The organism is Mycobacterium sp. ITM-2016-00318, assembly GCF_002968285.2.
GTDB lineage: Bacteria > Actinomycetota > Actinomycetes > Mycobacteriales > Mycobacteriaceae > Mycobacterium.
The window spans coordinates 3,391,187-3,406,438 of record NZ_CP134400.1 but is presented as its reverse complement, the minus strand read 5'-3'; the positions used below and the strand labels follow the sequence as shown (position 1 = coordinate 3,406,438).

Here is a 15,252-nt window from a genome sequence, read left to right as displayed (position 1 = left end):
CGCCGACGCTGCCTTCCGAACGCCAGTCAGATTGCGAAGCAATCTAGCACCTTCTCACCGGTTCCTCGCAAATTGCGAGCGACCGGTTCAGGAAAACCGCAACCGCCTCACGCATACGCGCTCTGAGCTCACGCTGGAGTGGTTGCAGGCATAACCCAGCTGATGTAACGATCAAGCGCCGTAGAGCGATATGAGCTGCCTCTTTTGCCGATCATGAACACAGGCGTCAATTTCTGTCAGCTCACTATGGGTTCGCTATCCAGCGAGCGAAATAGGGGCGTCGAGCGGCTTGAGTCGACCAGCGGATTTCCGCGAAAGAACTTGATTCAGCAAATGTCCTGGCTGGTTAGTGGGATGGCCGCGCCAGATTTGCTGGCGTCACCCGCGAAGCGCAGCGGCTCGCGTGGTCAGCTCTCGCCGAACGCGGTGAGTGCGACGCTCAGATCGGCCTCGTCGTAAAGCTCGCAGCGCCTCCTTTCATCACGAGTTGAGAGGAGCACGACCATGCGCCACTCGGCATCGAAGCCGTCCTCCGAGGTGCCACAGGCGACGTGGGTGTACGCGGCACCGAAGTCGGTCAGTCGGTGCACGGTCTCAATACGAATGGTGACGTCAGGTATCAGATCCCAGGCGGAATGCGCGTACGCGGTCAGCTCACCCCCTTCGAATGACTGGCGAACTCGGTGGTCGGTCGTCACCCAATCGGCCATCGTTGCGGGAATTTCGTGGCGGTTCATCGCGGCGTAGCTCTGCGTGATTTCCGACCACAAGTCGACGTAGTCTGCCGCCTCGCCAGTGAGGTAACGCGCCTCGAGTTCGTTGAACGCGGCGTCCATGTCGTCGCGGTCGAAGATGACTTGCGCCGTCAGCAATCCGTCGGCGTCGGTCTCGACGACGCTCAGCAACTCCGTCCGGAACGCTTCTTGTTCCTGACCGCTACCCGAGTAGCCGGCGCTGGTGAGAACGAGGCGCTCGCCGCGAGTCGCGATGATGGTCGAGTTCACGTTCGTGTTGTCCGGATCGACGGTCACACGCATCCTCTCGATCACCGCGCTCCGGCCTCGCTCGATCCCAGAGTTGACGGCGAGACGGCGGTCATCAATGGCGAAATCGAGCGCGACGGTCTCGGCGATCGCATCCCAGTCACGGGCACAGAAGCAGTCGCGGAAACGCCGTAGACTTTCAGAGGCTAAATTTCCCAATTGCATTGCGTGTATGTGCAGTTCGTCGAAACGCTCGAGCGCTGCGCTGAGGGCGCCTTCATCGAACAGTTCCAAGCAATTGAGCGCATCATCCCCGATGATCATCACGCAAATCTCGCGCCACTCTGCGTCGAAGCCGTCCTGGGAAGTCCCTTTAACGATTTGGGTCACAACGGCACCGGAGGAACTGATCCGATGCACAGTCTCGATATGAATACGGCCGTCCGAGGTGGTTTCCTTGCCCGCTCGGAGGTACGCAGGCAGATCGCCGGGTGAAAACGCCACTCCACGTCGGTGATCCAGGCTCGCCCAATTGTCTGCCGTCGGGGCTAGCTCGTGGCGATTGAGCGCGGCATAGCCTCGTGTGATGACTGACCAGGTATGCGCGTGGTCAGCCGCCTCGCCCGCGCCGTATCGGGCTTCCAGTTCTTCGAAGGCTGCATCCATGTCGCCGGGATCGAAGCTCACGGTCGCATGCATCAGTCCGTGATCGTTGACTTCCATCAGGCTCAAGAGCTCAATTGTGGCCGGGTGGTCGGCCTGGTCGTCGTCTACCCAACGTGCATAGGTCAGCGAAAGCCTCGCCCCTCTTTCTGCGATGGGTTCCAATACCATTCGCCAGCTATCCGGCGAAACATCCAGCATCGCTTGAAGATTTTGACGCATCGCCGGTCCTTTTTGTACGGAATGTAGGCCTTGACGACAGTCGAGCAATGAGCCATCCGTCGCTGCGAGGGATAAGAATCCATCCAAATCTCTTCGGTTGTAGGCGTCAGCCATCCGTGTCCAGTTTCGCGTTGCGGCGTTCTCAAGGCGCGGTTCCTGCGAACGCAATACTTCGAATCTGCGCAGAGCCGCCTCGATGTCGGCTTCGTCGAATAGTTCGCATCTCGTCACGCGGTCACCGTCGACTATGATGACTTGGATCATCCGCCATTCGGCGTCAAACCCATCTTCAGACGTCCCGCGCGAGATGTTCGTAATGACGGTCCCGAAGTCATCCAAGCGATGCACAGCCTCGATGCGTACACAGAGGTCAGGTGTGAGAGCCTTAACGCCCCTGATCATTTCACTGAGTTCTATTGCTGCGAATGGCGTGCCCTTCCGGTGGTCGATGTTCACCCAATTCGACATCGGAACTTCGGCATGATTGAAGGCCGTGTAGTTCGAAGTGATGACCGACCACGTCTGCGCATGTGCGGCACCTTCACCGGCGAGGTAACGGGCGTCGAGTTCCGCTATGGCAGCATCAAGATCGTCGACATCGAATACGATTCGCGCTAGGACGCGCTTATCTGCGTCGGTTTCGATGATATCGAGCACCGTGGTGTCAAACTTGCCCGGTTGGCCATCTATGCCCTTGATTTCAGAGCGTTGCAGCGAAAGGCGGTCGCCCCGGGTGGCGACGACGTCTGAAGCTATCGTCTGGGCGCCGATAGCGGCGAAGCTATGAAGCTCAGCCAATACCGCATCGCGGCCCTTGCGAATACCGGAGTTGATGACGCGACGACGGTCATCCGTGCTGACGTCCTCGGACAGGAGCTCGGTTATCGCATTGAAGTCGCGGACCGAGAACATCGCTCGAATACGTTCATAGGCTTGACTCGCCGTGCTCTCCAGGCGAGGAGTCGATGGCGACAATTCTTCGAACCGTGCGAGCGCCGCGTGCAGTTCAGCCTCATCGAAAAGCTCACCCCGACGGATGACGTCTCCGACGACCGTCATTATGCCGACTGTCCGCCACTCAGCTTCGAAGCCTTCTCTCGATGTCCCATTACCCACATGAGTGAAGACTGCCCCGAGGTCAGTCAGCCGGTGGACGGACTCGATGTACACGCTGAGCTGTGCGGCGAGCTCCCACGAAGCGTGGAAGTATGCAACTCCGTCACCCGGTGCCATCGCGGCCGCGTACCGATGGTCAACGTTGAACCCGTCTTCGGCCCAGGCGGGAAGCTCGCCTCGATTGAATCCTTCGAAGGCCCGCGTGATGAGCGACCAGGTATGTGCATGAGCTCGCCCCTCGCCCGCTCGGAATCGGGTGTCGAGCTCTTTGGCGGCAGCGACGAGGTCATTAACGTCGAAAAGTGCGCCAGATGTGAGGAGGCTGTCCGCGTCGATTTCGAGGATGCTGAGCACCTCGCCGCTGAACTCGTCGGGCGGCGCGCCGCGAATGAATGAGCGAACGCGAGTGAGACAAAGACGTTCCCCACGCGTCGCAATGACGGTGGAGGTCATGCGCTGGACGCCTACGTCGGCGACTGCCCGCATATTCGCCACGATGGCTTCAGACCCACAAAGGATGCCCGAATTCACCACGCGTCGGTGGTCACGCGATACGAACTCATTGATCATCAGTCCGCCCATTGCGGCCCAGTCCCTCCGAGCGAAAGTGCTCCAAAGACGTTCATCCACACGGCTTGCCGAATTCTCAGGCCGTCGCGGGTTCGCCTCAAGCTCGTCGAACCGTGCAAGCGCGGCGTCGAGGTCGTTCTCATCGAATCGCTCACAACGGTCTATCAGTCCACCTTTGGCCGTCAGAAGGCTGATCACACGCCACTCGGCATCGAAGCCCTCCTGCGAGGTCCCCTGCGTCGCGTGGGTGACGACGGCTCCGAGGTCACTGAGCCGATGCACGGCCTCGATTCTGATGATGATGTCCGGCGTGACGTCCCACGAAGCACGGAGGTAAGAAACCATCTCCCCGGGGGCGAATCCAATTCCACGCCTGTGGTCGACGTTCACCCAATCCGGCGTCGTCGCGAAGAGTTCGTGACGGTTGAATGCCGCGTAGGCCTCCGTGACCGCGCACCATGTTCCCTTATACTCGGCAGCCTCTCCAGCGAGGTACCGCGCATCAAGTTCGGCGAAAGCTGCGTCAAGGTCGTCGAGATCGAAGATGACGACCGCCGTGATCCGGTTGTCGGCGTTTAGTTCGACAACACGGAGCGCCTCGGTATTAAAATACTCAGGCAGCTCTTCCTTGTAGATCGCGAAATGAACCCGGCTGAGTACCAGGCGCTCGCCGCGAGTCGCGAGCGCGACCGGCTTGATGGTTTGCGCTTTGAGTTTGGCGATCACCCGAAGGTCCGCGAGGTTCGCCTCACGCCCGCGTTGGATCCCGGCGCCGACCACCTTGCGGCGATCGTCCAAATACATATCGCCCGCCAGCATTTTCGCCAAGGCGTCCAAGTCGCGGTCCGCGAAGCAGCCGTAGAACTGCTCTGCGACCTGGCTTGCAGAATTCAGCAGCCGAGGTTCCGGCCGACACAGCTGGTCGAACCTCGCGAGCGCCTCGTCGAGTTGCGCTTCGTCGAAGAGCTCCAGATGGCGCACTTGCTCGCCTTCAAATATGAACAGGTTGACCACTCGCCATTCGGCATCGAACCCCTCTTCGAAGGTGCTCCGCGCCGCGTGAGTGATGACCGTCCCGATGTCCGAGAGTCGATGCACGGTCTGGATGTAGTTCGTGAGTTCGGGTGTTGAATCCCATGTCGTGCTGAGGAAAGTCGTCAACTCTCCGGATTCGATGCTCGCCGCTCGTCGGTGATCGACGTTCACCCAGTCGGGTCTCGTCTCGGGAAGCTCGCGTCGATTGATTGATGCAAAGCAACGCACGACTGACGACCACGTGCACGCATGCGCGGCGCCTTCGCCCGCGAGGTATCGCGTGTCGAGTTCGGCAACAGCCGCTTCGAAGTCCTCGGGGTCGAACGCGACATAGGCCACGCAGCGGCCGTCTAGCCCGATCTCTGTTACCGACAAGACATCGATGCTGAATGCCTCAGGCCCCTGGTCCCCATAGTAGGAGAGGTGGCCGAGTACGAGGCGATCGCCGCGCGTTGCAATGACATCCATCGAGATATGGGTCGCCCCGAGTGCGGCGGCATTTTTGGAGTTCGCGATTATGTGCTCGGGGCCGCGGATAAGGCCACTGTTCGTGATACGTCGACGATCGTCATCGCAAACATCCGGAGCAAGAGTCTCCGCCAAAGCGGTCCAGTCCCGCTTCTCGAAAAGCCCGTTTGCGTGTTCGTGCGCTCGGCTGGCCGCGTTCTCCAGCCGCGGCTCATGCGTGTGCAATTCGTCGAAACGGGCGAGCGCGGCATCGAGGTCCGCCTCGTCGAACAGTTCGCAGAAGGTGCCCAATTGGTCCTGCACCGTCAGGAGTTGAATCATGCGCCATTGCGCGTCGAAGCCTTGAGGAGACGTTCCGTAAGCCCCTTGCGTGATGACGGCGCCAAGGTCGTCAAGCCGATGCACGGCCTCCACGTACATGACAAGATCGGGCGTCAGATCCCATGTGATGCCGAATAAATCGACCAGATCCGCTGCATCGATCGTGGCATGAAGTCGGTGGTCGACGACCTGGTACTGGGGCGTCGTGCGAGGTAGTCCGTCGAGTTCATGGCGGTTCAGTGCGGCGAAAGCGCGGGTGATCGGCGACCACGTGTCGGCAAACGGTGCGGCCTCTCCCGCAAGGTAACGCGACTCGAGCTCGGCTATTGCGACGACGAAGTCATTGACATCGAAGGAAATATGCGCCGCAATGCGCTCCTCGGTGTCTGTCTCGACAACCGCGAGAGTCTCATTGATCGCCTCTTGGCCGAGGTCGCCGCCTATGAATTGCGTCCGTAGAAGCGACAGATGCTCACCGCGGATCGCAACTACCGTTGTCACGATGTCATCAACACCGAGGTCGGCGATTACTCGCTGATCCGCAATCGCCGCCTCCCGACCGTGTCGCAACCCTGCACCCAGCACTCGCCGACGGTCATCCGTGGTGATTGCATCAGCCAGCGCTTCCGCCATCGAGTCCCAGTCGCGTGCCGCGTAGTGCGCCAAATAACGTTGGACCGATCGGCTTGCCGCGTTTTCAAGCTCTCGCGGCCTTGGATGCAGTTCGTCGAAGCGCGCAAGCGCCTTCTCGAGGTCCGCTTCGTCGAAGATCTCCAGGCGATTGAGCAAGCCGTCGGCGACCGTGAAAACGCAAATCATGCGCCACTCTGCGTCGACGCCCTCATGCGAGATACCGTGCGCCGTGTGGGTGACGACTCCTCCCAGAGTGTCCAGTCGGTGCACGGCCTCCACGCGCTGCTCGCCGCCCCCAGACGCGAGGTCGTCCCAGGCGGCGCGTATGTATGCGACAAGGTCACCTGGTCCGATGGCGGCGAGTGATCGATGGTCGGTATCGACCCAGCCGGCTGCGAGCACGGGCATTTCGCGTTGGTTGAGTGCGCTATACGCCTGTGTGACAGCCTGCCACGTCCCTGCATATGGCGCAGCTTCTCCCACAATGTATCTTGCGTCGAGCTCCTCGAAAGCTGCATTGATGTCGGTGGTTTCGAATACCACGACTGCCGCTATGCGCTCATCGGAGTCGATCTCGACGACGTGAAGCACTTCATTCTCGAACGGCCGATCATGACCGCCTGAATAGCGGCCACGGGTGAGTGCGAGGTGCCGGCCGCGGGTTGCGATAACAGCAGCTGTCGCGTGTTCGAACCCGACGGCGGCCGACGCCTGCAAGTCTTCGATCTCGGCGTCTCGGCCACGTCGCAGCCCGGCGTTCACGGTCGGTCGCCGATCCTGGATATAGAAATCCGGGGCCAGCAGCGCTTCGACGGCAGTCCAATCGCGTGAGACGAAGGCCGAACCATGACGGTCCGACGCGCGGGTTGCTGCGTTCTCGAGACGCCGCTTCTGCGGGATCGTGTGGTCGGGGGCGAGGTGCATCGCGTCGAGTTCGGCTATGGCGGCGTCGATGTCTTCGATGTCGAACCACACCTGCTGCGCGATTCGACCCTGGGCATCAAGACCAATCACCTGGAGCAGTTCGTCCCGCGGCGCCGATGAACCCGCATCGCCAGTGCCCGCTTGCAAGCGGGCAAGCGCCCAACCTTCGCCACGGACCGCGACGAACTCGTGACGGAATTGCACGATGCCCGCTTTGAAGTACCGCCGCATTTCGACGGGCCACTGGCTGGCCGATATCTGAAACTTCTCGAAGCCGACGATCTTCCGACGGCTCTCGGTAGTGACGTCGGGCGCCAACAGTTGTTCGACCGCCGACCAGTCCTCGCGATTCACGGCAGCTAGCATCTGCTCGCCCACTCGCGTGCATTCATTGGCCACCTCGGGGCGGCCGCTCTCCGGCGCGGGAGCCGAAGGCACAGGTTTGCTTGTACCGGTTAGAACGCGCGACGCCATTTCGACAAGTGCTGGTGCACCTTTGCGTTCATACAGATCGATCGCCTGCCCGGCTGCCGCTCGACCCCCGGCGTCATCGCCGGCTGCATTGAGGACCGTCGCCAATGTTAGGCAGGCATCGCCGTGGTCGACCAACGCGTCGGTGCGCTCGGCAAGGGCGATCGCCGCCTCGGCAAATCGCCGTGCCTCGTCGTGTGCTCCACTGCGCGAGAGCAGGTGCGCCCGAAGGGTGCGCCAGGCGATCGATGCCTTGAGCGCGTGGCCTGCGAGTCGCTCGCTCTCCGAACACAATTCTTCTGCCTCGGTCTCGCGGTCCAGCGCCAGGCATGCGCGGCCAAGCAGCGCTGCCGTTTCGGCGGTATCCGCATCGAGGCCCAGTCGCCGAAAGCCGTTGTAAGCCTTGCGGAGATATGGCTCAGCGGCGGCCGAATCATCGACGACCAACTCGACGATGCCTGCGAACTGCTCGACCTCCAGCAACGCATGACGTAAACCGAGTTCGCTGACGGTGCGGCGGGCAGACTCGATCATCCGTCGGGCCGCGGCCGCGCGTCCCCGGAAGGCCTCCAGCACGGCCTGGCACCGCGTCGACGTCGCCTCGACGGCGGGGGAGTCTGTGGTTATGCGCAGCAGGCGTACCACGTCGAGACACCGTCCGCCCGCGCGTGGGACCGGGTTCGGACCCCACAGCGCCGCAAGTGGCGCGACGGCGAGCACGGCATTCACCCGACGGTGTTGACGCGCGCGCCGTGCCGCCGTGAGCGCACGATCCAGCGCGATCTCGGAATCACCGATCCTCCCGAGTCGGGCAAGACAGAGAGCGCGCACGGTGTGCGCCGTGGCTTCGCCTGCAGCGTCGTCTAATTCGGCAAGTGTGTCGGCTGCCGCGCTGACAGTCGATTCAATCGAATCCAATCGTTCGGGATGGACGAGCATCGACAGCTGACCCTCGTAGCATGCCGCCCAGGCCGCGATCCGAGCCGAATCGCGCGTCGCCCGCTGCAGCGCAGTGACCGCCCCTGCCGCCGAAACCACGTCGCCCGCGGCCAGCAGCGCCTCGCAACGGGCCACCAGCAACTCGGTGGCCCGATCCTCGCGATCGGGCAGCTCGTCGTCGATCTCCTCGAGTGCGTGCAGTGCATGGTCGTACAGGTCGGCGGCGCCCTCGTAGGCCAGGCGGGCCATCGCCTGGTCGGCGGCCCGCCTGCAGTACTCGACGGCCTTGGCCGCGTTACCGGCCCACGCGCATTCGAAGTAGTGATGTGCCAACTCGGCCAGCAGTTCATCCTCGGCGCCCGGCTCATTCTCCAAAGTCGTTGCGATGCGCTGGTGTAGCCGCATGCGCCGCACCGAGGGCAGTTCGGCAAGCAACGACTGCCGGATCAGTGCATGGTTGAACCGATAGCGGCCGCCCGGCTCCTCGATGACGATTCCGGCTTTGCACGCTTCGTCGAACGCATCCACGAGATCCTGATCGACCACGCGCTCGACCAGATCGACGGCGAACCTGCTGCCGACAACCGCTGCCGCTGCCAGGGCCTTATTGGTGTCTGAGGGCAACCGCGACAGCCGGCGGCTCACGGCTTCGCGCACCCCCTGCGGCAGGGTGCTCTGATCCCACACGCCACCGCTTTCATCAACGTGACGCAGCGCCTCGATGAGGAAGAACGGGTTTCCACCGGTGACCGAAGCCAGTGCCCGGCCCAGCTCTTCGTCGTCATAGCCGGCCTCGGCCACGTACGCCGTGACGTCGTCCTCATCGAGTCCGCCGAGCTGCAGGCGCTCGGCGGTGCCGTCGCGGTGAAGGTCGGCGAGCGTCGCCGCCAGCGGATGAGAGCGGTCGAGGTCGGTGCTCCGGTACGTGCCGACGATTCGCACCTGCGCCTGGTCGCCGAAACGCAGCAGATGGCGGAGCAGCAGCAGCGTGGACTTGGCGGCCCAGTGGAGGTCATCGAGGATCAACACCACTGGCGCGGCTGTAGATGCGGACTCCAGCAGCGCAACGACGGCGTCGAAGAGCGCGTAGCGTTCGGTGTCGGGATCGGCCCGTGTCGGCGCGGCGAGGTCGGGAAGGACGTCGGCGAGCCCGGGTACCAGCGGGAGAAGCGCCTCGACGCCGCGTAGCGCCCGCAACCGAGTGGCGCTGAGGCACGGCACGAGCGAGCGCAATGCTTCGGCGAACGGTTGATACGGTGCGCCGAGATCTTCGTCGCAGCGGCCGTACAGGACAACGGCACCGTCCTCGTAGGCCCGTCGAGACCATTCGCCTGCGAGGCGCGTCTTGCCGACGCCCGGCTCGCCGGCGATCAGCACCGCGCGCATGCCGCCGAGCACGGCGCTCTGCCAAGTGGACGAAAGCCGTTGGAGTTCCTGACCGCGACCGACAAACGGGCCGTGGCCCGTCAGGAGGGCCGGCAGATCGGGCCGCTCGACGGGGGTGTCGCCCTCTGGGGAGGACGCTTCGTCATCGGCGGTTTGCATCCGCAGCTCGAACACGTGCTCCGGCCGTGCCAGGTTGCGTAGCTGGCGCACTCCGAGATCGGCGAGTACGACGTCATCGGTCAGCGAGTCGATGACGAGCTCGGCCGTCGCCCCCGAGCACAGGATTTGCCCACCGGAGGCCAAGGATCTCAGCCGTGCGGCGCGGTTGACCGCCCGGCCGAAGTAATCGCCGTCACGAAGCTCGACCTCACCGGTGTGCAACGCCACGCGAATCCGCAAGGGCTCACCCGTCGGCCACGGTTCGTGTGCGACCGCATCCTGAAGCTCGATGGCTGCCGCGGCCGCCGTGGATGGCCGATCGAAGACCGAAAACGTTGCATCACCTTCGCCACGCGCCTTGATGAGGCGCCCACCACGCGAAGTCACCACCTGCTCGACCAGCTCGTCGTGGCGCGCGAGGGCCACCGCCATGGCGTCGGCGTCCGATTCCCACGCGGCCGTCGACCCCTCGATATCGGTCAGCAGGAAGGTCACCGCTCTGGTGATACTCGACGCCTGCTGTGCCACAGGCATTTCCAGCGCGGCATCCTGCCCGACGATGGCCGCTTCGAGTCGCCGCAGTTCCGGGCCGGGGTCGACACCCAACTGGTCGGCCAACATCGATCGCGCCCGTTGATACGCGCCGAGCGCTTCGCCTTGTCGGCCCGCCCGGTAGAGCGCGAGCATCAGCTGGCCCCAACGCCTCTCGCGGAGCGGCGCGTCGCCGACCGCCGCCTCGAGTTCGCCGGCGATCTCCGCGGCCCGGCCCGTCGCAAGCAACGCGTCCGCTCTGTCCTCGACGAGCGCGGCGTGGGCCTCGATCCAGCGCGTCTTCTCAGACGATCCGCGGTGGCTGTCGGGCAGTTCGGGGATTCCCCGCCACAGAGAAAGCGCTTCCTCGAATGCGGCCACCGCCGCGGTGGTGTCGCCGGAGGCAGCAGCGTCGCGCCCCAGCCTCGCCGCGATCTTGTACCGCGTTGCGTCCACGTCCGCATCGGCGAGAATCCAGCCGGTGCCGAGGGTCAGCACGATGCCGTCGCCGACGGTTCGACGCAGAGCCGAGATGTGGGTTTGAAGGGCCTTGCCCGCAGTGCGCGGGGGATCGTCGCCCCACAGGAGCTCGAGAAGTGTGTCAGCCGATACGACCGAACCGCCGTGCAGCCCGAGCATCGTCAGAATTGCGCGCGGTTTGGCACCGGGTATCGCCACCGGCGCCCCGCCTTGTCGGGCCTGGAGAGGTCCCAAAACCCGCAGTTCCACCGCTTGCAGCGTAGTCACTCGCCGATCGTCGGTGGGCCGATTCAACACGCGGTCAAGATCGAGTAAAGATGAAGTAGTCGACTACTTACCTCGGCTGCCCGAGTCTCTCCCAAGATGTCCTCATGATGCTGTTGGCTCCTCTAGCAGGCGAGCGCCGCCTCGCATGGGTCGCGCAAGCGCGGTGCCGCACCGCCGATCCCGACGAACTGTTCGTGACGGGCGCGGCCCAGAAACGGGCGGCCGTCATCTGCCGTCAATGCGCGGTGGTGACCCAATGTCTTGCCGACGCCCTCGACAACCAGGTCGAGTTCGGAGTCTGGGGCGGGATGACCGAGCGGCAACGCCGAAAGCTCGTTAAACAGCATCCGGAGGTCAAGTCCTGGTCGGCGTACTTCGCCGGGCATACGATTCGGGAATGACAGAGGTCAGATCCCGCTCGAAGCTGTCGTCCTGGGCTTACGCCCTGCGCACCACCAATCCGCCGCCCGACGCGCCGGTCGATGCGGTCACGCGCTGGCTTGTGGTGACCAGAGCGGCAGTGCTGCCGATGACGCTGGTCTCCGGGCTCGTCGCCGCGCTGTTGGCGATCGGGGAGCCGGGCCTCGACTGGCGCTGGCTGGTCCTCGCGCTGATCGGGATCACGCTCGCGCACGTGGCCAACAATCTGATGAACGACCTGTTCGACACCCAGGTCGGCACCGACAGCGCAAGCTACCCCCGCGCCCTCTACGCTCCGCACCCAGTGTTGTCCGGGTTGGTGGCCCGCAGGACGCTGGTCATCTCGATTCTTCTGGTCAACATCGCCGACCTCGCCATCCTCGTGGTGCTGACGCTGGCACGCGGCTGGCCGGTGCTCGCCTTCGCGCTCGCGGGTTTCGTGCTCAGCGTCGCCTACACCGCGCCGCCGCTGCGGTTGAAGAAGCGCGGCCTCGGTGAGCCCGACGTCTTCGTGGTGTGGGGCCCGCTGATGGTGTGCGGCACCTACTATTCGGCGGTCGGCACAGTCGGATGGGACATCGTGCTGGCGTCGATCCCGTACGGGCTGCTGTGCGTGACGGTGTTGATGGGTAAGCACATCGATAAGATTCCGTTCGACGAACCGCTCGGAATCCGCACGCTTCCAGTCATTCTCGGCGAGCGGCGAGCCCGGATCGCGACGCTGGCGATGATGGTCGGCTTCTACGTACTGGTCGCGCTTGCGGTCGTGCTCGGCGCGATGCCGTGGCCCGCGCTGCTCGTTCTTGGGGCGCTGCCGCGACTTTGGAAGGTGTGGCCGCGGTTCCTTCGGCCACCGCCGGACGAGCCGCCGCCGGACTACCCGGTCTGGCCGCTGTGGTACGCGGCGCTGGCCTGGCTGCACGTGCGGCAGGCCGGCGCGCTGCTGGTGCTCGGTCTGGCGATTGGCGCCGTGCTGAAAATCGTCTGACTACCGGAGATTCGACCCTGCTCGGCAGTCCTCGAAGAAGTCGAGGGTCAGCGGTTCGAGCTGGATCCTCTCGGTGCAGTGCAGCGTGGGCGATGCCGACAACGACGGGACGGCCAGCGTGTCGATGACCATGACTGTCAGGACGGCAGCGGTGATCGTGATCGAGAAGACAAGGAGGGCGATCGCTCTGATGCCCGAGCTGACTGGCCTGCGGATTTCCATGATGAGCCTTCCGGTGCGGTCCGCGGCGTCGTTGCCTGCGGTTACCAGCTAAGACCGGATGTACTGCGCGTTCGTGACTGCCGCCCGACGAGATCTACGTCACCGTGGGCTACTACACGTGTGGGAATCCGCCGAGTTTGTCGGGACTCAACACCCACATCAGTCGATCGATCCCGTCGATGGATGCGCTCATCGCCAATACCGCGACAACGGTGCCGTTGCGCGAGACGAGCACGGAGGACGCGCCGTTCGCCTCGACGAAGGAAACCGCGGTGCCGGGCCAGAAGTTCGGCGCGAACGCCCGCATGAACTTAGCGACGGTCTGTCTTCCGTGCACGGGCACGCGGGCCGCTCCGCGCATGCCGTTGCCGTCGGTGTAGCTGACGACGTCCTCGGCGAGGAGTCGTTCCAGCCGGTGCAGGTCGCCCTGCTCTGCCGCAGCCACAAGCGCTTCCAGAAGCCGCTTCTGCTGCGCCGAGTCGACCGGCGCCCTGCGCTCCGCCGCGATGTGCCTACGCGCGCGGGTGACCAGTTGCCGTGCATTACCCTCTTGGATCTGCAGCACATCGCCGATCTGGGCGTAGGGATAGTCGAAGGCCTCGCGCAACACATAGGCGGCACGCTCTGTGGGAGAGAGCCTTTCGAGCAGCATCAGCGTCGCCAACTCGAGCGCTTCGCCACGCTCGGCGCCGAGGACGGGATCGGCACTCGTGTCGACGGGCTCGGGAATCCACGGACCGATGTAGGTTTCGCGTGCGCCCGCGCCGACTGCAGCGCATTGATACACAGCCGTGTCGTCGTGGTGGCCAGGAAAGCGGCGGGTTCGATGACCGAACTCCGGTCGTAGCGCTGCCAGCGAAGCCAGACCTCCTGCACGATGTCCTCGGCTTCGGTACGGCTGCCGAGCATGCGGTAGGCGATGCCGAACAGGCGTCCGCGAACCGCGACGAACTCGGCCGTCGCCTGAGTCAGATCAGCTGACGAGATGTCGTCGGCAGCCACACGGTCATCCAAGCACGCCGAAGGCCGAACGGTACCGTCGAAGGCATGTCCCTGCGCAACGATCTCGGCGGAGTGCGTGCCGGCCTGGGTCGGGCCCTGTTCGGACTGGTCGCGGGACCGGACGGCGCCGTGAACAGGGCCCGCATCCACGACACTCCTGGTCCGCGCTGGTTCGCAGCGGACCGCCCCATCCGGCGCGTACACGGCGACGCCTCCATGTACGTCGGCGGCCTGCGGGCGTTGCTACTTCAATCGCTGCACCCGCTCGCCATGGCCGGCGTTGCCGAACACTCCGATTACCGGGGCGACCCGTGGGGCCGATTGCAGCGCACCAGCACCTTCCTCGCCGTCACGACCTTCGGCACCGCAGATGACGCCCAACGCGCGGTCGACAAGGTGCGCGGAATACATCGGCGGGTGCACGGTGTGGCGCCCGACGGCACGCCGTATGCCGCGTCGGACCCGCACCTGTTGGAGTGGGTGCACATCGCGGAAGTCGACAGCTTCCTGCAGGCACACCAGCATTACGGCGCTGCTCCGTTGGACCAGGACGGCCGCGACGGCTATGTGGCCGACACCGCGCGCGTCGCCGAAGCGCTCGGTGTCGCTGATCCGCCGCGTACCGAAGCGCAACTGCGGCAACGAATCTCCGCCTATCGTCCCGAGCTCCGCAGCACGGCGTCGGCCAGGGATGCTGCGAAGTTCTTGTTGCTGACGCCTCCGCTGCCGCTGGTGATGCGCGGACCGTACGGAGTTCTGGCCGCGACCTCGATCTCGCTGTTACCGGCATGGGCGCGCGCGCCACTGTGGCTGCCCTACGTTCCTCCGGTAGAGGCCACCGTGATCAAGATGGCGGGCAATGTCGTCGTCGGCGGGATCCGATGGGTGATGACACCGGCTCAGGCGGACAATGATTCGGCGGCCTGAGCCGGACAAGCCCGGGCCGGGCCGGGAATCGGTCTGGGACTATCCGCGTCCTCCTCGGTTGGAGGAGTTCGGCGGCACCATCACGGTCGAACTCGGCGGGCGCACCGTCGCGTCGACGAACCGAGGATGGCGGGTCCTCGAGACCAGTCATCCGCCGACCTATTACCTGCCCCGCGATTGCTTTTCGCCGGGAGTGCTGCGCCCTGCATCGGGCTCGTCCTGGTGTGAATGGAAGGGGCAGGCGAGCTACTTCCACCTGCTGAGCGACACCACGGTCGCCCTGAAGGCCGCCTGGACGTATCCACATCCGACCGCCGGGTTCGAACCGCTTGCCGGTGGCGTAGCGGTGATGGCCGGTGCGGTCGATCGCTGCACAGTCAACGGCGAGACCGTCACACCGCAGCCCGGGGGTTTCTACGGCGGCTGGGTGACCAGCGCGATCACAGGGCCGTTCAAGGGCATCCCGGGATCGATGGGTTGGTGACCACGCCTGCTGGCCGCGCGACATGGCCCCGTGCGTCTGGA

The 15,252-nt window shown here is 64.2% G+C and carries 8 protein-coding genes; 4 read left to right on the top strand and 4 right to left on the bottom strand.

Going from position 1 to position 15,252, the window contains the following annotated elements:
• Positions 1-407 precede the first annotated feature (407 nt).
• Positions 408-11,150, bottom strand: coding sequence for a BTAD domain-containing putative transcriptional regulator (locus C6A82_RS16710; RefSeq protein ID WP_311101901.1), 10,743 nt, complete (start codon positions 11,148-11,150; stop codon positions 408-410).
• A 122-nt stretch (positions 11,151-11,272) separates the two neighbouring features.
• Between C6A82_RS16710 and C6A82_RS16705 the strand changes: the two genes are divergently transcribed.
• Together C6A82_RS16705 and C6A82_RS16700 are read left to right on the top strand one after the other, a co-directional pair.
• The gene (locus C6A82_RS16705) at positions 11,273-11,569 is read left to right on the top strand and encodes a WhiB family transcriptional regulator (RefSeq protein ID WP_105347818.1); all 297 of its coding nucleotides are present in this window, start codon (positions 11,273-11,275) and stop codon (positions 11,567-11,569) included.
• Positions 11,566-12,576, top strand: coding sequence for a prenyltransferase (locus tag C6A82_RS16700; RefSeq protein WP_105347820.1), 1,011 nt, complete (start codon positions 11,566-11,568; stop codon positions 12,574-12,576). The genes C6A82_RS16705 and C6A82_RS16700 overlap by 4 nt, the downstream gene beginning before the upstream one ends.
• Here C6A82_RS16700 and C6A82_RS16695 read toward each other — a convergent pair whose 3' ends face one another.
• From C6A82_RS16695 to C6A82_RS16685, 3 genes are all read right to left on the bottom strand, one after another.
• Entirely contained in the window at positions 12,577-12,798 is a 222-nt protein-coding gene (locus C6A82_RS16695; protein ID WP_105347821.1) for a hypothetical protein, read from the bottom strand. It abuts the gene before it with no gap.
• A 112-nt stretch (positions 12,799-12,910) separates the two neighbouring features.
• Positions 12,911-13,450, bottom strand: coding sequence for a sigma factor-like helix-turn-helix DNA-binding protein (locus C6A82_RS16690; protein WP_233217100.1), 540 nt, complete (start codon positions 13,448-13,450; stop codon positions 12,911-12,913).
• A complete protein-coding gene (locus tag C6A82_RS16685; RefSeq protein ID WP_233217101.1) occupies positions 13,450-13,800 on the bottom strand; it encodes a sigma factor in 351 nt (116 codons plus the stop codon). The genes C6A82_RS16690 and C6A82_RS16685 overlap by 1 nt, the downstream gene beginning before the upstream one ends.
• Before the next feature lie 45 nt (positions 13,801-13,845).
• Between C6A82_RS16685 and C6A82_RS16680 the strand changes: the two genes are divergently transcribed.
• Together C6A82_RS16680 and C6A82_RS16675 are read left to right on the top strand one after the other, a co-directional pair.
• Positions 13,846-14,727, top strand: coding sequence for an oxygenase MpaB family protein (locus C6A82_RS16680; RefSeq protein ID WP_105347823.1), 882 nt, complete (start codon positions 13,846-13,848; stop codon positions 14,725-14,727).
• Entirely contained in the window at positions 14,711-15,211 is a 501-nt protein-coding gene (locus tag C6A82_RS16675) for a DUF427 domain-containing protein (protein WP_105347825.1), read from the top strand. The genes C6A82_RS16680 and C6A82_RS16675 overlap by 17 nt, the downstream gene beginning before the upstream one ends.
• Positions 15,212-15,252: the final 41 nt, after the last annotated feature.

What these genes read in the sequence shown, in the direction of transcription:
- C6A82_RS16695 (WP_105347821.1), bottom strand. Translation starts at nt 12,798, where the DNA reads ATGGAAATCCGCAGGCCAGTCAGCTCGGGCATCAGAGCGATCGCCCTC.
- C6A82_RS16700 (WP_105347820.1), top strand. Translation starts at nt 11,566, where the DNA reads ATGACAGAGGTCAGATCCCGCTCGAAGCTGTCGTCCTGGGCTTACGCC.
- C6A82_RS16705 (WP_105347818.1), top strand. Translation starts at nt 11,273, where the DNA reads ATGATGCTGTTGGCTCCTCTAGCAGGCGAGCGCCGCCTCGCATGGGTC.
- C6A82_RS16690 (WP_233217100.1), bottom strand. Translation starts at nt 13,450, where the DNA reads ATGCTGCTCGAAAGGCTCTCTCCCACAGAGCGTGCCGCCTATGTGTTG.
- C6A82_RS16675 (WP_105347825.1), top strand. Translation starts at nt 14,711, where the DNA reads ATGATTCGGCGGCCTGAGCCGGACAAGCCCGGGCCGGGCCGGGAATCG.
- C6A82_RS16680 (WP_105347823.1), top strand. Translation starts at nt 13,846, where the DNA reads ATGTCCCTGCGCAACGATCTCGGCGGAGTGCGTGCCGGCCTGGGTCGG.